A 23,264-nucleotide genomic window follows, 5' to 3' on the forward strand; every position below is an offset into this window, starting at 1 on the left:
GCATTATTTCTTATGGAATTTCGGCAATGATTGTTAAATTGAAGGAGTGGAGAGTCTATTATTACACTTTATCCAAAGGCTTTCTTTTATCCTCGCGTATTTGTTTAAAATGGCTTGGGGAAAGTCCGGTTACTTTTTTGAACTGATTACTTAAATAGGCAACACTCGAATAATTCAGACGGTAAGCAATCTCGCTCAACGACAGTTCATCATATACCAGCAGCTCCTTTACTTTTTCTATTTTTTGCGCAATAAAATACTTTTCGATCGTCGTCCCTTCTACTTCAGAAAACAAGTTAGACAAGTAATTATAATCATGGTTCAATCTGTCGCTTAGCACATCTGAAAGATTCGTTTTAGCATCATTATCCCTGTGATGAACCAAATCAATAATTATATTCTTTATCTTCTCAATGGTGCGGCTTTTTTTGTCGTCAATTAACTCAAAGCCTAAGGGATTCAAAGCCTGCTTTAATGCATCTTTCTGTTCAACCGATAATTCATCAGTAAGACTAACCTCACCCAATTTGACGCTTTTAGCGGCGATGCCAAGTTTATCCAGTTCATGCTGTACCACCATAATACAACGGTTACAGACCATATTTTTCACAAATAATGTATTCATACCCTTTCTAAACTGCAAACTAACGAAATAAAACAAGGTGCGCCTGCTACTCAACATTCACATTCATATCTCATCCACTCCATCCAACTGCCTCAGTGAACAAGGGAACCTGTTAGTTGAGAACATGTCTTACGCCCCATAAAGCTCCTAGTAACTATTCCCTACTCACTATTAACTATTCCCTACTCACTGTTAACGATTAACTATTCCCCACTCACTATCAACTATTCCACAATTCATTCATCACTTACGAAAAGCCTACGCAACTACTTAACTACTCAACGACTCAACAACTCAACTAAAACTCAATAATATTTCCTTCTAAACCAAAATGCGAGATTAACCAGGGCAATCAATGCGGGGACCTCTACCAAGGGGCCGATAACTCCCGCAAAGGCTTGGCCCGAATTGATCCCGAACACCCCAATCGCTACAGCAATAGCCAGCTCAAAATTATTTCCGGTTGCTGTAAAAGCGATCGACGTGTTTTTTGAATAATCCGCTCCGAAACGTTTGCCGATCATGAAACTGAAAATGAACATAAAAGTAAAATAAATAACCAAAGGAAGGGCTATCCGAACCACATCCATCGGAATCTGCACAATCAATTCGCCTTTTAGACTGAACATGACCACGATGGTAAATAACAAGGCAATCAGCGTAATAGGTGATATAAAAGGCAGAAACTTTTCCTGAAACCATTGCTCTCCTTTCATAGCAATCAGCCCGTAGCGACTGATCAGTCCCATGGCAAAAGGAATCCCCAGATAAATACCTACGCTTTTGGCTATTTCGCTGATGGTAATGTGTACTTCTGCCCCTTCAATTCCGAATAAAGGAGGGAGTACCGTAATAAAAATATAAGCGAATACGCTATAGAACAGTACCTGAAATATACTGTTAAGCGCAATTAGCCCCGCTGCATATTCTCGGTTTCCTTCAGCAAGTTCATTCCAAACCACCACCATAGCAATACAACGCGCCAAACCGATCAAGATCAAGCCAATCATATATTCGGGATAATCTCTTAAAAACGTGACGGCTAAAAAGAACATCAGTAGCGGGCCTATTAGCCAATTTAGAATCAGCGAGACGCTGAGCACCTTTACATCTTTAAATACGTTCCCTAAGTTTTCATACTTCACCTTTGCCAAAGGCGGATACATCATTAATATCAAGCCGATCGCCAAGGGAATGTTTGTTGTGCCACTCGAGTACGAATTAATAAAAGCCGCTGTAGACGGAATAAAATAACCCATTCCAACACCTATGGCCATGGCGAGAAAAATCCATAAAGTCAGATAACGATCAAGAAAGCTTAACTGTTTACGGCCGGCAATCGGTGCGCAATTATTCGCTGACATATCGTTCGTTATTAACATGTTCATCGATAAAATCCTTCATATAGGCTTTAACCAGATCCCTGACCGCCCGGAACTCGTTCAGGATTTCTTCTGAAGTGCCCACCGCCTTTGCCGGATCGGGAAAATTGTGATGAAACTGCTTCGCTTTGGTAGGGAAGTAAGGACAGCTTTCCTTTGCATTGTCACACACGGTGATGACATAATCGAAATCAATATGGCTGTATTCATCTACATGATTGGAGGTGTGCCCGGAGATGTCGATACCGTCCTCTTTCATGACCTGTATCGCTTTCGGATTAACGCCGTGCGTTTCAATTCCCGCGCTGTATACCTCAGCCTTTCCTTGCGCAAAATGCCGTAAATAACCTTCTGCCAACTGACTGCGGCAGCTATTGCCGGTACATAATACCAAAATTTTCTTCATTGTTCTTTTTGTTTTATTTAGTCAATTCCTACCGTCTTACTCCGACGTTCCATTAATATCGTATTGCGCCACGTATTCTCGTGTTTACCAACCTTTTCCCGATAGCCCAATTTCCGAAAGCCATGCTTTTCATGTAGGCGAATACTTGCCTCATTTTCCGGGAAAATACCGGACTGAAGAGTCCAGAGACCTTGCGCTTCGCTACTTTCTATGAGTGTATTCATCAACAAATCACCCACACCTTTTCCACGGTAATCTTCATGTACGTATACACTTACTTCCGCCACACCGGCATAAACGCAACGACTTGAAACCGGAGAAAGAGCCGCCCATCCCGCAACGCTCCCATCAACGCTTGCTAAAAAACGAGAATGCCTGAGATGCGATCGATCCCAATCCTCCCAACTTGGTGCTTCTGTTTGAAAAGTTGCCTGGCCAGTTGCTATTCCCTGTAGATAAATAGCGCGCACTGCGGGCCAGTCTGTTTCAGTAATGATACTAATTTCCATTAGTTAATTTGTTTTAGCAGCATCCGGATCCGGGGGTACAACTTTGGATAGTCGCTAGATTGACCATCCTATTTTGGCTTTCTTCTTCCTGAGCGGGCACACAGCATGTTCCGTTCTGATCCTTCGGACCACAACTACCACCACGCCCAATCGCTTTGCATTGCGTAGCATCCGGAATAAGGTCAACTACGAGGTTTTCACCTTTCAAAATCAAGTTCCCCGGAAATAGTTGACGGGTATCAAATTCCGAATTACCAAATTCAATCTTAACAATACCGCCAGGATTTAAAGGAAGGGACTTCTCTACCAATTCAATAATCGACAAGGCTTTACCCACCTTCATGGCCCTTTCCGAACCGTCCGAAGCCGGCTCCCAAAGCTGCACAATAATCTCCGTCCAGGCATTCATCACACCTCCACAATCAACCGAAGTAATAGGCGCTTGTTTAATCTCGGTGATATGGTATGAGGCATCCACCCATTTATCTTCGGCGTACTGAAATTGTAAAATAGCCTCTACATTCCTTGTCAATTGGGATTTGAAATCGCCCCAAGTCATTAGTTCCGTCGTATTCATAATATTGCAATTTAACGATATATAGGTAAAAATTTTTTTAACAGCACTCGTTGTTCGGCACATATCCATTTAAAAAAGCGCCTACTGTTTCTTTCAGCAGCTGCCAATTTTCAGGGTGAATGCAATAGCAGACACTGACCCCTTCAATGGTACCCTGTATCAATCCCGCTGTTTTAAGTTCTTTTAAATGCTGCGATATAGTTGCTTGCGCCAAACCCAGCTCTTCCACCAGATCCCCATTGATACAAGTCTTTGAAGCCATGATGTATTGCAAGATGGCAATACGGGCGGGATGGGCCATTGCTTTCAAAAGAACAGCTATTCTGTTCTGCTCTTCCGTAAATATTTCTGTTCTGGTAACGCCCATGATCTTATTATTTATTGCAATATTACGATAAATATTTTTAAGATGCAAATAGTGCTAGCAGCTTTCGGATGTCGGCTTTCCTTCTAAGGATTTCATGATTATTTTTAATTAATATTATTTGTTGTTCTTTTTCTTGACAAAAAGAACCAAAAGTCAAGGCTGTCTAGGTTTCGCTAAAAATTCAATTGCCCCGCGCCGTTCTGCGGAGCCGCCCCAATCCTCATTTCTTTCCCTCCACTTCTTCGCATAACGTTTTTTCTACCCTTCTAATTGAATTTTCTTTACGCTCACCCTAGAAGGCCGTTTTGTACTATCCGCGAGAGCCCCGTGTGATTTCATCACTTGCAACGACAACTCACGACTCAACCACTTAACTACTCAACTATTTAACCACTCGACAACTCAACTACTTAACCACTCGACAACTCAACTACTTAACGACTCGACAACTCAACTACTTAACCACTCAACAACTCAACTACTTAACCACTTAACTACTCAACTAGTTAACTATCCTCACAACTGAAATTCATCACTCATCATTTGTATCAGCTTTCGGATGTCGGCTTTCCTTCTAAGGATTTCATTATTATTTTTAATTAATATTATTTGTTGTTCTTTTTCTTGACAAAAAGAACCAAAAGTCAAGGCTGTCTAGGTTTCGCTAAAAATTCAATTGCCCCGCGCCGTTCTGCGGAGCCGCCCCAATCCTCATTTCTTTCCCTCCACTTCTTCGCATAACGTTTTTTCTACCCTTCTAATTGAATTTTCTTTACGCTCACCCTAGAAGGCCGTTTTGTACCACCCGCGAGAGCCCCGTGTGATTTCATCACTTGCAACGACAACTCACGACTCAACCACTTAACTACTCAACCATTTAACCACTCGACAACTCAACTACTTAACCACTCAACAACTCAACTACTTAACCACTTAACTACTCAACTACTTAACCACTCAACAACTTAACCACTTAACTACTCAACTAGTTAACTATCCTCACAACTGAAATTCATCACTCATCATTTGTATCAGCTTTCGGATGTCGGCTTTCCTTCTAAGGATTTCATGATTATTTCTAATTAATATTATTTGTTGTTCTTTTTCTTGACAAAAAGAACCAAAAGTCAAGGCTGTCTAGGTTTCGCTAAAAATTCAATTGCCCCGCGCCGTTCTGCGGAGCCGCCCCAATCCTCATTTCTTTCCCTCCACTTCTTCGCATAACGTTTTTTCTACCCTTCTAATTGAATTTTCTTTACGCTCACCCTAGAAGGCCGTTTTGTACTACCCGCGAGAGCCCCGTGTGATTTCATCACTTGCAACGACAACTCACGACTCAACCACTTAACTACTCAACTACTTAACCACTCGACAACTCAACTACTTAACCACTCAACTACTTAACAACTTAGCTACTCAACAACTCAACTACTTAACCACTCAACAACTCAACTACTTAGCTACTCAACCAACGGCTCTCACTGACATCGAACAAAATGAACAGAATGAACTTTCCTTTTTTAATAAATAGATAATTATATTTACTTAATATTATAAACGTAAGTTTCTTTATGGAATAGTAATCGTGCTGTTAACAGAGCAGCTGCGGCATGTTTAAATCGTTAAAAACTCGACACAATGACAAAGGAACAAGAATTCTACGCATTATTCCAGAACATGCAACGTCCTGAATATCCTTTCCCTAATCTAATTTCTCCCTTTGCGCAAGAGATGCGGGAAATATATTATAATTGGATCGATACAGATTATACCTTTCATTCCGAGAAAGCACGCGAAACACACAAAAAGCATGTGCTGACAGATATAGCAGCCCGTGGTTTACCCTTCTTAAAAACGCTGGATGAGCTATTTCCGATCGCAAGTTTCGCAGCCAATGGAGCCATGATGGATGATTATTTTGACCATTGTAGCTACGAAGAAATGTGTCGCATAAGACAACGGAGTATGGCCATACTCAGTGGACAAGAGAAAGAAGAGCCTACAGACTTCGGCATATTCCGTCAGTTCTACTTAATAAGGCAACGGGCCATTAAATGTGGCATGCCACAGCGGCTGTATGATAAATTCATAGCTAGTATTCATACCCTGTTAATCGGTTATCAGGATGAAAAACGCTATATGAAGGCTGATACTATACCCCCATTCCCAGTCTATTTGGTACTTCGCGAAGATACCAGTGGCGGTTTACCTTTTTGTAAATATGTAGCCATGCAAAAAGATTTTCGCAATTTGCCCGATGAGGTGTTAGAACATCCCCATATTTTGAGCTTGCACACCTTGGCAGCCCTTATGATCGGCGTGCATAACGACATAATCTCATTACCGAAGGAGTTGAGTCGGAAAGGTGATGTCATCAATATCGTAAAAGTTATACACAATGAAAATGACGTATCATGGGAAGAAGCCTATAAGATGGCCCTGGATTATCATAATAAGCTTCTAAACGAGTTTAAGATACTACACGAGCACTTACCAAATTTCGGGCAGTGGCAGGAACTTGCCTATGATTACGTATATTCAATCGGGATTATGATACAAGGCGTATACGCCTGGCATACCAATGATAAATCCCGCTACGTTCCGGGTGGCTATGTAGAACCCGAATACCAAAGCCCGGAATAAAGCGACATTTATATTTAAGTATTAAGAAAATTAGTAATGCCTACCGGCTGGCATTACTAATTCCCTGTTTTTGGTTTTCAGTGGTGCCGCAGCCACGTTATTAGCGCTATTTTACTACTTACCGACTGAACTATTTAGCACTACTAGCAGGTCACAAACATCATCCCTAATTCCAGATAGATCGAACGTTTAAGATCTCCAAATCAGTTATCTCAATATTATTTCCCCAGAAATGAAAGCCCTCTTTATTATTGTCTTCCGCTTTTCTAGGCATGGAATAAGAGTAGGCACCGCCATCAATAAATACTTCAACGCTGGTTTTATCGATGTAAATATCGGCCGAAATTTCCATACTGGTTGGATCGTTCGGCGAATAAAACAGACCATTCAGTTTATTATAATTCAAATCATAATCTACAATTCGTTGCCCAAAAAGATTAAGCCCGGCACTAGTGGCATGAGACAATTTAATGGTCGTCTTCACGCGCAAGCCATCCGCCTCCGAATATGATGCAAGCAATTGATTAGCACGTTCGGTTGTTAAGTTCGTTTCCTTCCGAACCGATGTAAAAAGTTGTTCCGTTTCTTTAACGGGCCGACTAAAAAGGCGAGGACCCTCTTTCGTATTGCGCAGCGTTAGCTCCGTTGGCAATTGCATCATCCCTCTAAAAGGCATACCGGGATGTGTTATTTGTCCCCAGCCAATTTGCACACGTCGTCCGTCCGGCATATCCGTAAAGGTTTGTGCTGCATAAACTGATCCTGTTGTATAGACATATTTACCAGCTTCCGGCTTAAACACTTTCCCATCAAAAGACCCCAGCATATAAGTACCGGAAGCTCCATACATCACCCATTTGGTATTATTCATATCCCCATCTACCGGCAGTTCGAAAAGTTCGGGGCACTCCCAAAAACCGGTAACATGACTTTCGTAGTTCCACTTTTTCAAATCGTTAGACGTATAGATAGAATGACCATCCCGCTCGTTAAGCACCATTACCCAGTGTTTTCCCGGCTTGTACCAAAACACCTTCGGATCGCGCGTGTCCGGGCTATTCCACTTCGCTTTGGAATCAATGATTGGATTCGATTCGTATTTTGTAAACGTCCGCCCTTTATCGAGGCTGTAGGCAATACACTGCACCTGCTTATCCGGCCCGGCTGCCGTATAAGCAGCTACCATAGCGGGCGTTTTACCTTTATTATAACCAGCTGTATTGTTATAATCGATTACAGCCGAACCTGAAAACATCGTTCCCAGCTCATCCGGATAAAGTGCATCCGGCAACTCCGTCCAGTGTACCAAATCTTTACTCACTGCATGCCCCCAGTGCATATTCTCCCATTCATTCTCATAAGGATTATGCTGGTAAAACAAATGATACTCCCCCTCATAAAAAAGTAAACCATTCGGATCATTGATCCATCCCCTGCGGGTCGTGAAATGAAACTGTGGCCGATTTTTCTCTTTATAAAGGCTATCTTGTCCAGCCAGTTTATCATTCTGATAAATTTTCGCCAGTCCTGCCTCATCACCCTCATAGCTTATCTTCAATGTTTTTCCTCGCAAATCCGAAACATCTTTAAAAACCCAATAATCAGGTGTAGCTTTAGTCAGTCTAATAACCACCGAAAGATCAGCTTTACCATCCACACTGAAAGTCATCTTCCGGCGCTCTTCCTTATGTGATACCGGAAAGTTAAGGTATTTCTTATTGATTTTGATTTCAATTTCACCTGCACTTAATGGAAGATAGTTAATCGACAGCAGGGCTATTGTTAAAAATTTGATCGCAAAAGTTCTCATCTGTTTGTTTTTTTATCATTTATTAAGTCGAGCCAAAGGCTAGTCATTCTTTATTTATTGCTTCTTATTATCATCGCCCGTACATCAAGGCCTGGCATACCAATAGGTTGTTGCCGCAATATCCACATAACCACTATCCCAGCTGAGCATTTCCATATCAAATGAAAATTGCTTACTAAAAGGTATGGCATCCAGTATGCGCGTCCGGGTAAATGTATTATGTCCTGTTGACGAAGTATGATCCGCCCGTGTTGCATTGGCAAAAGGTGTTTGGTAAATAACCACCGGCGCCCATGAGGTGTTGTAATAATCCTCCAATCCTGTACCAAATTCAGACGGAAAAGCTTCCCCGTCGACATAAGCTTTAGCATCCCCTTCCCCGTACCATGAATTCATATGATTCAGCGTCGCTAAGGTATTACCAACATATACCCCTTTACCTTTGATCGCAATGAAATTCCAGTCAATCGGTGCGCGGGCATCCCCTTTCGGGTTCTTCTCCACATCATAATCCCATTTAGCGTCCCATACCTGTTCTTCCATTTTTGTGAAGGCATGAAAATACATTGCTCGTTCATCCCATTTAAAATCATCCGTTCCAACTGAAAGACTTAATTCAACAGGAAAATTATTGTTATTGATTAAGCGTATCACTGCCGACTTCTGAAAAGGCATCACCCATCGTGAGACGAGCGTTTGTTTATTTGCGAGCGTTCTGTACCAACTTGCTATATCACTCCCCCCATAGCCGCTACCTATAAAATCACCCAAGGGGCACAATACCGTTTCCTTGCCATCAAAGGATATTTTTAATACCACGTTCCTCCAGAGCGCCTCCTGATCGCGGTTTAACTTACTCATTTGGATTTTAAGCAGACGAATAGCCTTATGAGCATCCCTTAAATTCAGCGCACATTCCTCCGCAGGGTTCAATTTTTTTGAGATAGAATCCGTTACGCTAAAATTTGCCGATGGGTTCCAAAGGACACTTTCTGTATTATCAATTTCTTTTTTTAATCGTCGTAACTGCTCAAAGGAAAACGTTTCGGCTTTTATATTTTTTGGATATGTTCGGTAGTTGATCTGATAATAATGAGGCTTCTTTTTACTTGCACTATCAGCAAACTCCCATGTTATTTTGCAATGCTTCGCATAAACCAAAGGTAAATATAACGTATTCCCTCCCTTTCCCCGCGGATCATAATTCGTATGCGGGTTCAACAATGCCGGCCCCAACCCCAATCCTGCCTTCAATAAATCAAACCCGGGAACCGTAATCCTAGCTTCCTTTTCATGATCAAAATAAAAACGCATCGTTCCGGGTTTTTCCAAACAGGTGAGCCAAAAACGGACAATTGCACCTGGGCCTTCAGCGTCCATCATCACATGCTCTTCTCGTCCTTCATGCTCTTCCCGACGGATAAACTGATTAAAATCACTATTTGCAAACCATCCCGCCCTATTGCGCACGGTGGATCTTCTGTCATAACTGCTTACTTGTTTTAATGTATATGTAGGTTCGGGATAGCGAGCAACCTCCTCAACCTCACGCATCTCCTGCAATAACTTCTCCGTATTGACCACTTCCTGACAATGGCCGTAACGGACTGCAAAACCAATGGTTGCACAAATCAGTAAAAGAATTTTAGTTTTCATTTGATTTATTTATTGGTTCCCTTTTTCAAACTTAGACAAATTCATTTTATATGCCATGAATGACGTATTTTATAGAGGAATTTAATTACCAGCCGAAGTTCTGCACGTATAAACCCTGACTAAAGTTAATTTGATTCTGTGGGATCGGTAAATACTCATCTCTGTTTTTTTTGAAAGCGGCGCCCGCCAAATGGGGTGTTCTTCTTTGCTCAGCAGAAAAATAATCATTAATAAACTCGGCCGCAATACCCCACCGAACGAGGTCAAAAAAGCGATAACCTTCCATAGCAAATTCCAATCTGCGTTCAAAACGTAGCGCTTTACGCGCAAATTCATTGGTCCAAACGCAATTCACTCCTGGCTGATAAGTATCGATAAAGTAACTGGAAGTAGGCCTACCATCTGCCTGCGTCAATCGTGCCGCACTTTTCTGCGCGCGTTGCCTAATCAAATTAATTAGTGGCAGTGCCTCTTGTTCACGTCCCAGTTCAATTAAAGCTTCCGCTTTTATGAGTAACACATCCGCATACCTAATCACCGGCCAATCTTTAGCGCTCGACATAAAAGGTGGATATTTCATAAAAGTCGGATCGGTATAAGCAACCGTTTCTTTCATACTCATAAAGTTGCCATAAGTGGCATTGTCACGATTCCATGAAGCCTGAAACACCAGATCTTTTTGGTATTTATAGGGATGTCCGGGAATGGCCACAGTATGATCCAAACGCGTATCGAAGCTTTGCATTTTAAAATCTCCGGTAGGGACAACATCATGGGTATTATAGTCATCCAGCAGCGGCAATCCGTCAGCATTCGTTTTAAATGCGTTCACCAGATTAGAACTCGGCTGGTGAAATCCACAGCAACCATATTCCTGGTTCATAGGATAATTGGTTCCCACACCGGCATTAATCCGTCCTTGTGGTGTGCCGTCGCTTTTTGAGAAAACGATGGCAAATACCGTCTCTGGACCATTTTCATATTCGGAAAGAAAATTTTCCGCAAAATCTTCAGAAAGGCGATATCTTCCCGAACTGATCACACTGTCGCAATACGCTACTACTTCATTCAATTTCGCTTGGTCTTTTGATAACACATTATGCTGATCATCCTGCACATAACTTTGGTAAAGCAATGTTTTTGCTAGGTAAGATTGGGCAGCCCCCTTTGTAATACGCGATGACTCTGCCTGCGCCAGCGGTAAATGCTGTGTAGCAAAGCGAAAATCTTCTGCTATTTTTGTCCATAGTTCATCGTTACTGTACAGATCATTCCCGATAGTTTGATAGGCTGATTTTTCAACACTTTCGTCGATGTAAGGTACTCGTTTAAAAAGAATTTTTAATAGAAAATAAAAGTGTGCCCGAAGGAAACGTACTTCAGCAATGCGCATTAACTTCTGTGGGAATATGTCATCACCTATTTCATTCAGCAGCGCTAAGGCTGCATTACATCTCGCCACGCCCACATACAAACGGAACCAAGTACCATCACTTTCTCCGAGGTCTACCCGATTGATTGAAAACAATTCGTAAGCGTGCACGTCGTTCTGGTCGCCCGTTCCGCCCCCGCCCTTGTAAGCGTCTCCGCCCCGCACACTTCCGTAGGCCCACATCGTTGTATAAGGTGTACTCCAATGATCATTACCCAAGGCTGAGTAAGCACTGATTACCATCGCCTCCACATTTTCGGGTGTTTTCAGATTTTCATTAAACACGACGCCTTGCGGCAGTTTTTCCAAATTTTTCGAGCAGCCAAAAAACAAGATGGCATACACAACCAATATTATGACAGGTAAATTTTTCATTTGCTAGTATTTTTAAATCAGATGATGATGGAAAATATATTAGAAGGATAGATTAAAACCCACTGTTGCAATTACCGGTATCGGATAGGCGTTCCCCGGATTTTCAGGATCTGGAGCTGTATAGGCCCGGTTCTTCCAACGTAGCAAGTTAGATGCCTGCATGTATACACGTGCCCGCGTTACATTAAACCTTTCAAAAGCATCCTTCAGATCATATCCGATTTCAATGTTCCGTAATTTGAAATAACTTCTAGGCTCTAAAAAATAGGTTGAAAATCTGTTCTCATTATTCGTATTGACCAAAGTTAAGGCAGGAACACTTGCCCCGGCGTTCTCAGGGGTCCAAGCATCCATTACGCGGCTGCCCCAATTTGATCCCGGTGCCAGCGAAGTAAAATCTGTCAGATTTTTATAGCTATTATTTACGACTCCTCCCTGTACGCCCTGAAAGAAAACGGCAATATTGAATCGCTTATAGCTTAGGTTTAAATTCAAGCCGTAAGTAAAATCAGGATCCGAGGTACCTAAGTACTGCTGGTCGTTATTATCAATCCGTCCATTCTGATCAAGGTCAAGGTAACGGATGCGACCAAGTGCCTTTCCCGGCTGTTCCGGGCTGTTATCAACTTCCTCTTGCGTCGTGAACAAGCCATCAGCCACCCAACCGAAGTGCGTATTTGGCGAGTGTCCGATAATCGTGTAGGTTGTACCATTACCTGGGTAACCGATAATTGCATTGTTAGGAAGCGCTGTTATCTTTAAACGGTTTCTGGTAATATTAGCCGCAATATCCAATTGAATATCCTCGGTCAAATCTTGGCTATAACTGATCGCCGCCTCCAAGCCCTTGTTTTGCAGCGAAGCACCGTTAATCCATGTATTTCCCCCTTCACCTACTACGCCCAAGTAAGGCGGGCTGATCAAAATATCGTCTGTATTCTTTATATAATATTCAACTGAACCGATAAGCCGATTGGAGAACAATCCAAAATCCGCTCCAAAATTAGATTGCGTGGTGGTTTCCCATTTAAGATCCGGGTTTCCGGTTTGGATGGCGGTATATCCGGTAGGAAGCGTACCGGTGCCCTGTCCACCTATGTCATAAGCGCTGCCTTCGCTTGGTTCCCAGGTCAGGTCCGTTCCATAAATGGCACGATAGAGTGAATAGGTAGCATATGCAGGAATGCTTTGATTACCCGTTTGCCCCCAGCTATACCGGAGTTTAAAATCCGAAATGAAATTTACATTGTCTTTAAAAAAGGCCTCTTCACTGATGCGCCATCCCAGAGAGGCGGCGGGGAAATTCGCGTAGCGATTGTTCGAACCGAACTTACTCGAACCATCTCTCCGAATGGTCACAGAAGCTAAGTATCGATCATGATAATTATAGTTTGCTTTAAAGAAAAATGACTGTAGCGCGTCCGAATTGCCATCGCCGCGGGCAAGTATATTTCGCGTACCTTGCGTCAAGTAAGCATAGTTCAGATCGGCAATAGCTAACCCTTGTGCACTGGCATTAAATCCCTGGTACCTATTATTAACCGTTTCAGATCCCAAAAGGAAATTAACACGGTGGTCATTCGAATTCAAGTCATAGGTCAATATATTTTGCCAGGTTAATGATCCACTGTAGTCGAAATTGGTATTAACCTGCGTAACATCACTGTTTAAAAAGCCTGACCGGTATGGCAACTGCAAATGACGATAAAAAGTACCTGCATAATCCACATTAAAAGCCGTTCTGAAATTCAAGCCCGGTAAAACGGAAAGATCCGCAAAAGTACTGCTCAAAATGCGGGCAAAGTGGTTGTTATTCTGTCTATTATCTTCGATCAATCTGACCGGATTTTGCCGATCGTCCATCCCGGCCACGGGGCCACCCCAACCACCATTAACCGTACGAACCGGTAAAATGGGATTCAATATCAAGGCCAGCGAGGTGACGTCGCCCGTTGGTATTTGTGCGTCCTTAAAATACGAAAGGTTTAGATTCTCCCCTATCTTCAGTTTACCGTTAAACAGTGCATGGTCTACATTCATACGTAAGGTTAATCGCTGGCTTCGCGTACGTTTGATGATACCCTCATTGTCATAATAACCTAACGAGAAGAAGGACGTTCCATGCTGTCCGCCATTGGAAAGAGCAACATTATATTGTTTAATCTGCGAAACCCGCGAAACTTCGTCAAACCACCGGGTGTCCGATGTGTGCATCGACTGCTCAGGATCCACGTATTGCCCTAGGATTACCGCATTCAATTGCGGATTCGAAAAATCCTTATTCCAATCAAAATCGTAAATCAAACTTAAGGTAGAAGGATCCTGCGGATTATTACGAGACGGGCCGAAACGTCCGTCATTTACAGCAGCCTGCCAATAAGCCCGTGCGCGCTGATCGGTATTCAAGGTATTAATTTTACTATTATAAAACTGCAGGGAATGTGAAGCATCTACATCAATCCGCCTAAGGCCTGATTTACCTCGCTTGGTGGTCACAATAATCACTCCCGCTGCCGCTCTCGATCCATAAATCGAAGCAGCCGATGCATCGCGTAATACCTGCATCGATTCGATGTCGTTCTGATTAATCTCCTGTAATCCCCTTTGCGTTGGCACGCCATCTATAATATACAGGGGGTCATTGCTAATATTCAGTGTGGTTTGGCCTCGCATGCGCACCGTAACACCCCCATTCGGTGCACCGCTCGCGCCAACCTCTACTCCCGGAACCCGCCCTTGCATAGCTTTTACCGGGTTGCCCAGCGGCACATTTTCAATATCTGCCATTTTAACAACAGAAACAGCACCCGTTAAGTCCTTTTTGCGCTCTGAGGTATAGCCCGTTACAATAACATCCTCAAGGGCATTCAAGCTGGTTTTCATGACCACATTGATCGGGTCGCCGTTTCTAATCGTCACCCGGACCGATTCACTTCCCAACATACTGAAGGAGATGCTTTGCCCAACAGCCGCCGCAATGCGATACATCCCCTTATTGTCAGTAATAACAGAACCGGTTTTTCCAACAATAGACACCGTAACTCCTTCCAGCGGAACCGAGCTTGTATCTCGTACTATTCCGGAGATTACAACTTCCTGCGCCGCCGCACGAAGGAGAAAAAACATACTTATACAGTATGCAATCAATACTTGCTTTTTCATATTTGGTTAATTAATTAGATTAGTTTCGGTTTATTATATGGTTAATAGACAAGTTATGTCAGTGGCTCATTGGCCAATTGTGCCTCGATAGCTTCTAAGCTGATACCTTTCGTTTCGGGCATCCACCAAATCACAAACACCAGTTGCAACACCATCATTATCGCAAAGAATAGAAAGGTCATCATGCCTCCAAGCGCCTCTGCCAGTATAGGAAAGGAAAAAGTCACCAACGCCGCCAAAATCCAGTGGATAGAACTTCCAAAGGTTTGCCCCTTTGCCCGCACCTGATTGGGAAAAATTTCTGCAATAAAGACCCAAATAACGGCCCCTTGAGAGAAGGCAAAACAGGCGATAAAAAGCATAAAGTACAGCGAAATATACATACCTGATGATGCCGGATTATTAAAAGAAAAAACAACCAGTAGAAGGGAAATAATAATGCCAATGGAGCCAATTTTCATCAACATTCGTCTACCTACCTTATCAATCAATTGGACAGCCAATAGCGTAAACACAAAATTGGTCATACCAATGCCGATTGTTGAAAGCAATGAAGAATGAACACCCAACCCGGCCATTTCAAAAATGCGTGGTGCATAGTAAATAATGGCATTAATGCCTGAAAATTGATTAAAGAGCGCAAACAGCCCGGCCAATACCAATGGCCTGCGATACGCTTTTACAAAGAGGGCTGGCTGTTTGTTAACGGCTTTTAGTTTTGCTGTATTTTCAATTGCAATGAGCTCTTGTTGATAACCTAGTGGGTTGATAATACTTAATGTTTCTATAGCTTCTTCTCTCCGCAATCCATTCGTCAGCAACCATCTTGGGCTTTCTCGAATAAAATAAATCGCTATTAGGAAAAGGAGAGACGGCACGGCCTGGATGCCCAGCATTAAGCGCCATGACTCTCCCTCTAACTGATTGATTAAATAGTTAGACAAGTAGGAGATCAAAATTCCCAATACAACATTAAATTGAAACAGCCCTACCAATGCACCGCGCCTATCCGACGGTGCGATTTCTGATATATAAATAGGTGCCGTAACCGAAGAAGCACCTACGCCCAAGCCACCAATAAAACGGAAGAGTACAAAAAGGTGCCAGCTGGTGGTAAATGCCGTTCCAAGAGAAGCAAAAAGATAGGCCAATGCCACCAGGTATAATGTTTTTTTACGTCCCAATTTATCCGTCGGATAGGATCCGAGTAACGATCCAATAACGGTTCCGATGAGCGCCACCGAAATGGTAAAGCCATGTTCAAAAATCGTGAGCTGCCAATATTGCTCAATGGCTTTTTCGGCCCCGGAAATAACTGCAGTGTCGAAGCCAAAAAGAAAGCCGCCCAAAGCCACCACTACCGACCATAGTTTCACCATGTGATTTTTCATAATATAGATCTATCTTGATTTGTTGAATTTGCTGTGCAAGGTAGGCCGGTAAAAAGAGAAGGAGCTGCTGCAAATGATCAAATCATTTCATTTTTATAACAAAAATTATCCATCTGACTATCAAATAATTACAAAAACAAAGATGAATTATTCACTGTACGTTTTCGTCAGCGTACCATCTTTTTCAAGTATTATACCATCGGTGTTTAACCACCTAAATGGCGAAAATGCTTTTTTCTCTCCCCAAAAGATCCAATCTCTTATATTTGCCAAAACCTAGCGTCAATAATTGGTGGCTTAAAACTGAATTATAAATCATGAATACCATTTTTTTCAATCGATCCTATGTGGTGGTGTTTTTACTTTTGGGTTTCGGGTTGATAATTTCCTGCAGCACTAACAAAAAGCATAATAAGTTTACCATCGGATTCTCCCAATGCACGGGTAACGATCTATGGAGAAAAAACATGCTTGCGGAAATGTTGACTGAGCTAAGCCTTCATCCGGAAGTTGATTTTCATTATTTAGAGGCCAGTGGCAACAGTACCACGCAACGCGCCCAGGTAGATACGCTTATTGAAAAAGGAATTGATCTTTTAATAATTTCACCAAACGAAGCCGAACCCCTAACTGCCACCGTAAAAAAAGTGATGGATCGTGGCATTCCTGTCATTGTAATAGATCGGGAAGTGAAGGGAAATGGCTATACGGCATTCATCGGTGCTGATAATGTGGAAATCGGCGAAATGGCGGGCCAGTATCTATCGCAGCTTATTGGCAACAAAGGGAAAGTTGTAGAAATCACGGGCTTATCCGGTTCCTCTCCGGCGATAGACAGAAGTACCGGCTTCTTCGCCGCACTTAATCAGTTAAAAGCTTTAAAGATTGCCAAAACGGTATCCGGCGATTGGATGGAAGACACCACCAAAAATATCTTGAGCAAGATACACTGGCAGTTGAAGGACATAGATGCCATTTTTGCCCATAATGATAACATGGCGCTGGGAGCACGAAAAATTCTTAACAAATATTATCCTGAAAAACATATTCCCATTGTCGGCGTGGACGCCTGTTTTGGTGAAGGAGGAGGGTTGGATATGGTATACGACGGAAAAATTACCGCCTCCCTGGTGTATCCTACACTCGGCAAAGAGGCCATTCGGACAGCTCTGGACATTTTGAAAGGCCTCCCCTTCAGAAAAGAGAACAAATTGAGTTCCATTGTAATTGACTCAAGTAATGTGCGTGTCATGAAGATGCAGGCTGCCATGATCAGTAGCCAGAAAGACGACATTTACAATCAACGTAAACTACTGGACGAACAGAAATTAGTTTATAAAAGCCAGCAGGTTGTACTCAATACCATTATTGTGTTGCTCGTATTGTCGCTCATTTTTGGAAGCATTGTAGTCATTCTACTAAGAGATAACAGAAAAATCAATAAAAATCTAGCTAAGAAGAATATAGAAATCGACACCCAACGGAAGCAGTTAATTGAAATGTCAAAACAAGCCGCTGCCGGCACAGAAGCACGCTTAAACTTTTTTACCAACATTACCCATGAGCTGCGAACGCCCTTAACACTGATCTTATCGCCCATCGAGGATATGGTAAAAGATCCCCGCCTCTTGCCATTGGCTGCTGATAAGTTAAAAGCGGTGCAACGTAATTCGGTACAACTGCTGAATATCGTCAATCAGTTGTTAGATTTCAGAAAGATAGAAATAGAAGGCTACTTAATACAGGCCTCACCAAACAATTTGGTCTCCTTTGTCCGTGATCTCATCGAACCTTTTAAAGTATACGCTTTAAAAAGACAAGTGCAACTGTCCTTTGTTCCTGCAGAAAAAGAAATACCGGTATGGTTTGATGTCAATATGCTTGATAAAGCCCTGTTGAATCTCTTGTCAAATGCCTTCAAGTTTGTAAACGCCGGAGGTTTCATCAAAGTTTACATAGCCCGCTGCGGAAGTGAAGTAAGCATTCAGATCAAAGATTCAGGTATTGGGATGCATGAAAAAGATCTCGCCTTGATTTTTGACCCCTACTATCAGGCAGACAATTCTCCATCCAATGGCTTCGGTATCGGTTTATCTTTAGCAAAAGAGATTATCCACAAACACAAAGGAGACATTCAGGTAGCATCAGTCAAAGAACAGGGTTCTACTTTCACAGTTACGCTTCCACTGGGAAACGAGCATTTAAGCGAACGCGAAAAAGGTGTTCTTCATGACCCGGTACTTAAGAAGGACGAAAAATCTGCCATGTATACCATCGTTTCAGACATCGAAATGCTAGACATCAAACAAACGGAATCCTGTGGCTTAAAGGATCACTCTTTACTCATTGTGGAAGACAACCCCGATCTTTTAAACTATTTAGTGGCAGAGCTGAGCGATGAATACGATGTATTCTACACCACCAACGGCCCCGAAGCCATTCAACTTGCCAGAGAAAAGGTACCCGACCTCATTATTACCGATAATGTTATACCCGAAATATCCGGTAAAGAGGTATGCAGGACCTTAAAGAACGATCTTAAGACCTCTCATATTCCGATCATCCTTCTTACCGCCCAAGCAAGTTCGGAGCAGCTTGTTTCAGGCATGGATGCCATGGTAGACATGTACATCACGAAACCGTTCCTGATCAGCAATCTTTCGGCGAGTATTAGAGCGTTAATCAAGAACAGAAAAGTATTAAAAAGTCATTTTACCAGCAATATTGAGCTCCCGACAGAAAGTGTCAAATTAAGCTCGTTGGACAAAAAATTGTTAAACGACTTTTCCGGCGTGGTGGAAGAAAACCTCAGTAACGATCGATTCTGTGTGGACGATATTTGTCGGCTGATCGGAATTTCCCGCATGCATCTGTATCGAAAAGTTAAATCGTTGACCGGCATGACCGTTAATGAATATATTCTGGAGCGCAGATTAAAAAAGGCCTCTTACCTGCTTAAACATGAATCTTTAAATGTTGCAGAAATCACCTACGCCGTGGGTTTTTCCAGCCCCAGCTATTTTTCAACCACTTTCAAAGCCAAATTTGGATACTCGCCCAGTCAGTATAAAAGTAAAATCAAATAACATTTTTTGATCTCATTGCCATTTGAGTTGCTCTAACTGCTTCTGCCACATAAAACGTACTAAATCGGAGCTTTTGTAATCCGGGTTGGCTCCTGCCTGCGAGGTAACATAAGCCCCCAATGCAGCCGCATAATCCAATATATCTTCCGTCGATTTCCCTAATAACTTTTGCGCTACAAAAGCAGCCAAAAAAGAGTCGCCGCTACCAACCGTATCTTTCACAATAACCGGATATGCTTTGAAATCATATCGTTCCATAGGCGTATAGTAAGAAGCACCCTCTCCACCTTTGGTTACAATGATCTCTCCGATCTTATATTTGTCCTGCAAACGATTTACGTGCTCGTGTTCCTGACCGCCTTCATCACCAAACCACGAGGCAATAATGCGCAGTTCATGGTTGTTCAGTTTTACGATGTCAGCCTTGTCCAGTAGGTATTCAATAGTAGCTTGTTCATAATGCGGTGCACGAAAATTAACATCAAAAAGTCTCAATTTAGCGTGCGCAATCAGATCATACAGTGTAGCGCGGCTAAGCTCACTGCGGGCGGCCAAACTACCAAACACCATTAAATCAGCGTTTTCAACCAAATTAGCTGTTTGACTATCGAAACGAATAAAATCCCAAGCCACCGGCTGTACGATCTCATAGCTCATCTCGTGATTGGCTCCCTCCGTAGCAATCACTTCACTGGTTTTTTGATCTTTATCCAGTTGAATGTATTCGGTAGACAAACCCATTTTTTTCAAGAACATAGTCAGTTCTTCTCCCAACGGATCATCGCCGACCCGACTTACCATATAACTCGCTATCCCTAGCCGGTTTAGATGATAAGCTACATTCATGGGGGCACCGCCCGGTTTTTTCCCTTCAGGAAGCACGTCCCAAAGCACTTCTCCAAAACAAACTACTTTTTTCATCCAATTAAATTATCTATGAGTGTTAAATCTCAAACGTATAGGCGAGATCGTTAAACTCGGTTTGTTCTTTGTAAGACTAAGTTAAAGACATTATTACTAAAACCCTTCTTATATCGTGCCATTTTTCTTTAATTCCGTACCATGGGGCTTAGGAGCAGCCGTCAGCATTAGCTTTCAGCTATCGGATGGCAGCTTTCGGCAGTCAGCGATCAATAAGGTGTAAGCTATAAGTTTTAAGCTTTAAGGTAATGAAATTAGGCCAATCTTTATATTGCCAGTTGTACATATTTGAGCCGATTAAAAGAAATAATCGGCTCATACTCCCAGTAAAGGTATAAGCTGTAGACTTTAAGGTTTTAGGAATTAGCTTCCAGCTATCGGATGGCAGAGCATAACTAATAACTGCTATAAACTTTATGTTCAGCGACAATTACCAAAGAACGTCTAGATCATATTTCTTCATATTTGCGTCTTTGGAAATAAGCTGACAGTTTAACTCTATCGCTGTGGCAGCGATAATCTTATCAAACGGATCTCGATGATGAAAAGGAAGTTTTTCCAATGTTAACAAAAATGCCGGTTGAAGTGGAAGGATTATAATATTACTAAAAACACATGACTGTATTAATTCATCAATGCTATAGCCAAGACGAAGTTTACCTAAAGACTTTTTAATCACCACTTCCCAAATCGATACTATACTAATATAAAGATCGTTCGAAGCGTCACTTAAAGCTTCTTTAATATGATCAGGAAGCTGATCATTATCATCTTGCATCCAAAGAAGTACATGTGTATCAAGAAGAAAACTGTCCCATTACATGTAATCCTTGAAATCATCTAAAGGTGCATCAAAATCACTATCCATGCTCAGTTTGCCCTTCAACAAACCTAACTTGCGTTTAACTTTTTTCTCTTTAGCAACTTTTTTTTCTAAGATAAAATCAATAAAATCCTCTACTTCCTGCTGATAAGCAGGTGGTATCTTTTTCACTTTTTCTATCAATTGAAGCTGTTCCATTCCATTGAAATTTATGTTAAAGATACACAAAATCGATCTTCCATACAACCTACAACGCTAAACTTATCACCCGTTTCAGCAACCAGCTTTCAGCCATCAGCTTTCGGCCATCAGCTTTCGGCTATAAGGGGCTAATCGGCTCATACTCCCAGTAAAGGTATAAGCTTTAGGGTATAAGGTTTGAGCTCGCGCTACCGCCTTGGCAACTGCCACTGCCACTATTCTACAACTTAACTACTAAACAACTTAACTACTCAACTATTCTACAACTCAACCACTCAACTACTTAACCACTCAACCACTTAACTACTCAACCACTTAACTACTCAACTAATCCCCAAAATTCCTTATATTCGTATCATTGCACTTCATAAGCGATATTTATTTTAAACCTGCTAATTATTGAATGATGAAAAGCATCCTGGCAAATACGCTCCTCTATATAGGTTTAATCCTTTCTCCCTTACTCGCTAGCGCAGAAGACGGTGTACAATTCTTTGAAGGATCGTGGAAGGCCCTGTTGCAGCTTGCGAGGGAACAGAACAAGCCTATTTTTGTGGATGTTTATACCGATTGGTGCCCTCCCTGTAAACGAATGGACCAAGAGGTGCTACCCCTTGCAGCCGTAGGCGCCGTATATAACAAGGCATTCATCAATTACAAACTGAATGCAGAGCGGGGCGAAGGTATAAAGCTCGTCAAGCAATACGAAGTACACGCTTATCCAACCTATCTTTACCTGACACCCGAAGGTGTGTTATTGGCACGAGTGGTGGATTACCAAGAGCCGGACACCTTTATGGCTTATGCGCATGACGCAGTAGCAAAAAATCGCGAGCAGGTATTAGCTAAAATGGATAAGCAATTTGAAGGGGGCAATCGGGATCCGCATTTTCTAAAAACCTATATCATCCAGAAGAAAGATTTAGGCCTTGATAACAGCTTAGCATTTGATGCCTATATCAAGGCCCAAAGCAGTACCGAGCGTGAAAACCCGGCTAACATTGATTTCATCCGTGACAATCTCAACCATGCCAAAGGGGCTGCTTTTGACCTATTACTAAAAACCTATCCTACGGTAGACCAAACAAGGCGGCAAAAACTGGCACCCGTGCTCTTTAACTTATTAACAGATGCAGCTAGCGCCGCGCTGCGAGAAAACCGCTTACAAGACATACCCAGTCTTTTTAATCAGATGGACGCACTCAAACAGCAGCTAAGTCGCAAGCAGCAAGGACACCTTTATCTGTTGCAGTTACGCTACGCACAGCGCGCAAAAGACACCGAAATAGCTAAAAAAGCGGGTTATGCTTTCGTGGCCAACAGCATGGATATAGCAACAGACAGCATACAAGCAGAAGACAAACGGCGTTATACTGCGCTTATGCAACCCTATTATAGCGGAGAAAGGGATAGCACTGAAATTACAGCCGAAGACAAAGCCTTCGCGCAAAAAATCTACACCGGCGAGATCTGTGTTTATCTCTATGAGGCCAGCAATACCTTTGACATGGTATTAAACAATGGCGACCCGGCATTGAAAGACGCCCTACGCTGGGCAGAAAGGTTGAGTCAATTACGTCCCAACAACCCCCAATTCAATCAGTTGATTGATCGTATCAAACAGAAAATAAACTGAAATCTACTTGGCTAGCAGTAATGTGCTATAGGTTTTAGGAATTAGCAACCGGCATTCGGCTTTCAGCTATCAGCAGTCAGCTTTCGGCTATAAGGGGCGGCAACAAAAAAATTCCTGCCTACCGGCAGGCAGGCATCATTCATCGCTTATAAAAAAACTCATCACCCAACATCAAATTGGCTAATTATTGACTTCAGCTTTAGGCTTTCGTTAGCCTACCCAACGACAAACAAGTGCCACTTCCACGGCTACTATTCATCAT

16 protein-coding genes and 2 pseudogenes are annotated in these 23,264 nt (G+C 42.3%); 4 read left to right on the top strand and 14 right to left on the bottom strand.

The genetic code is table 11. The features are described from left to right. Positions 1-61 precede the first annotated feature (61 nt). From ACH11B_RS25905 to ACH11B_RS25930, 6 genes are all read right to left on the bottom strand, one after another. Complete coding sequence (locus tag ACH11B_RS25905) at positions 62-625, bottom strand: AraC family transcriptional regulator (RefSeq protein ID WP_130856718.1); 564 nt, start codon at positions 623-625, stop codon at positions 62-64. Positions 626-930: 305 nt separating this feature from the next. Further along, positions 931-1,989 carry an ACR3 family arsenite efflux transporter gene (arsB, locus tag ACH11B_RS25910; RefSeq protein WP_130856717.1) on the bottom strand — a complete coding sequence of 353 codons (1,059 nt, stop codon included), beginning with the start codon at positions 1,987-1,989 and terminating at the stop codon, positions 931-933. Continuing rightward, a complete protein-coding gene (locus tag ACH11B_RS25915; protein ID WP_130856716.1) occupies positions 1,976-2,413 on the bottom strand; it encodes an arsenate reductase ArsC in 438 nt (145 codons plus the stop codon). The genes arsB and ACH11B_RS25915 overlap by 14 nt, the downstream gene beginning before the upstream one ends. Before the next feature lie 17 nt (positions 2,414-2,430). Then, positions 2,431-2,922: a GNAT family N-acetyltransferase gene (locus ACH11B_RS25920; RefSeq protein WP_130856715.1), complete on the bottom strand. Its 492-nt coding sequence runs from the start codon at positions 2,920-2,922 to the stop codon at positions 2,431-2,433. Positions 2,923-2,935: 13 nt separating this feature from the next. Beyond that, complete coding sequence (locus ACH11B_RS25925) at positions 2,936-3,499, bottom strand: DUF6428 family protein (protein WP_377611184.1); 564 nt, start codon at positions 3,497-3,499, stop codon at positions 2,936-2,938. A gap of 37 nt (positions 3,500-3,536) precedes the next feature. Further along, positions 3,537-3,866 (bottom strand): helix-turn-helix transcriptional regulator, encoded by a 330-nt coding sequence (locus ACH11B_RS25930; RefSeq protein ID WP_013667996.1) that lies wholly within the window; start codon positions 3,864-3,866, stop codon positions 3,537-3,539. A 398-nt stretch (positions 3,867-4,264) separates the two neighbouring features. Here ACH11B_RS25930 and ACH11B_RS25935 point away from each other — a divergent pair. Then, positions 4,265-4,360 (top strand): annotated as a pseudogene (locus ACH11B_RS25935) (hypothetical protein); the annotation flags it as partial. A gap of 1,144 nt (positions 4,361-5,504) precedes the next feature. Continuing rightward, positions 5,505-6,509, top strand: a complete 1,005-nt coding sequence (locus ACH11B_RS25940; RefSeq protein WP_377611187.1) for a terpene synthase family protein — start codon at positions 5,505-5,507, stop codon at positions 6,507-6,509. Positions 6,510-6,675: 166 nt separating this feature from the next. On the opposite strand, the gene ACH11B_RS25945 is transcribed toward ACH11B_RS25940, so the two are convergent. The 5 genes from ACH11B_RS25945 to ACH11B_RS25965 form a co-directional block, all read right to left on the bottom strand. Next, positions 6,676-8,319 (bottom strand): 2,6-beta-D-fructofuranosidase, encoded by a 1,644-nt coding sequence (locus ACH11B_RS25945; protein ID WP_377611189.1) that lies wholly within the window; start codon positions 8,317-8,319, stop codon positions 6,676-6,678. An 84-nt stretch (positions 8,320-8,403) separates the two neighbouring features. Continuing rightward, positions 8,404-9,975, bottom strand: a complete 1,572-nt coding sequence (locus ACH11B_RS25950) for a glycoside hydrolase family 172 protein (protein ID WP_377611191.1) — start codon at positions 9,973-9,975, stop codon at positions 8,404-8,406. A gap of 85 nt (positions 9,976-10,060) precedes the next feature. After that, entirely contained in the window at positions 10,061-11,782 is a 1,722-nt protein-coding gene (locus ACH11B_RS25955; protein WP_377611193.1) for a RagB/SusD family nutrient uptake outer membrane protein, read from the bottom strand. Positions 11,783-11,821: 39 nt separating this feature from the next. Continuing rightward, on the bottom strand, positions 11,822-14,944 hold the full coding sequence (locus tag ACH11B_RS25960) for a SusC/RagA family TonB-linked outer membrane protein (protein ID WP_377611195.1): 3,123 nt from the start codon (positions 14,942-14,944) through the stop codon (positions 11,822-11,824). 53 nt (positions 14,945-14,997) lie between these two features. Further along, a complete protein-coding gene (locus ACH11B_RS25965) occupies positions 14,998-16,335 on the bottom strand; it encodes a sugar porter family MFS transporter (RefSeq protein WP_130856708.1) in 1,338 nt (445 codons plus the stop codon). A gap of 317 nt (positions 16,336-16,652) precedes the next feature. Here ACH11B_RS25965 and ACH11B_RS25970 point away from each other — a divergent pair, with 317 nt between their 5' ends. Then, a complete protein-coding gene (locus ACH11B_RS25970) occupies positions 16,653-19,421 on the top strand; it encodes a substrate-binding domain-containing protein (RefSeq protein WP_130856707.1) in 2,769 nt (922 codons plus the stop codon). Between the two features lie 12 nt (positions 19,422-19,433). On the opposite strand, the gene ACH11B_RS25975 is transcribed toward ACH11B_RS25970, so the two are convergent. From ACH11B_RS25975 to ACH11B_RS25985, 3 genes and pseudogenes are all read right to left on the bottom strand, one after another. Next, positions 19,434-20,342 carry a carbohydrate kinase gene (locus ACH11B_RS25975; RefSeq protein ID WP_377611198.1) on the bottom strand — a complete coding sequence of 303 codons (909 nt, stop codon included), beginning with the start codon at positions 20,340-20,342 and terminating at the stop codon, positions 19,434-19,436. A 430-nt stretch (positions 20,343-20,772) separates the two neighbouring features. Further along, a pseudogene (locus tag ACH11B_RS25980) lies at positions 20,773-21,135 on the bottom strand (type II toxin-antitoxin system VapC family toxin); the annotation flags it as partial. Positions 21,136-21,159: 24 nt separating this feature from the next. Further along, positions 21,160-21,363 carry a DUF2281 domain-containing protein gene (locus ACH11B_RS25985; RefSeq protein WP_149106057.1) on the bottom strand — a complete coding sequence of 68 codons (204 nt, stop codon included), beginning with the start codon at positions 21,361-21,363 and terminating at the stop codon, positions 21,160-21,162. A gap of 406 nt (positions 21,364-21,769) precedes the next feature. On the opposite strand from ACH11B_RS25985, the gene ACH11B_RS25990 reads away from it, so the two are divergent. Beyond that, positions 21,770-23,002, top strand: a complete 1,233-nt coding sequence (locus tag ACH11B_RS25990) for a thioredoxin family protein (protein WP_377611200.1) — start codon at positions 21,770-21,772, stop codon at positions 23,000-23,002. The last annotated feature ends 262 nt before the right edge of the window (positions 23,003-23,264 follow it).

The organism is Olivibacter sp. EAT-5 (assembly GCF_044784325.1).
GTDB classification, from domain to species: Bacteria; Bacteroidota; Bacteroidia; order Sphingobacteriales; family Sphingobacteriaceae; genus Olivibacter; species Olivibacter oleidegradans.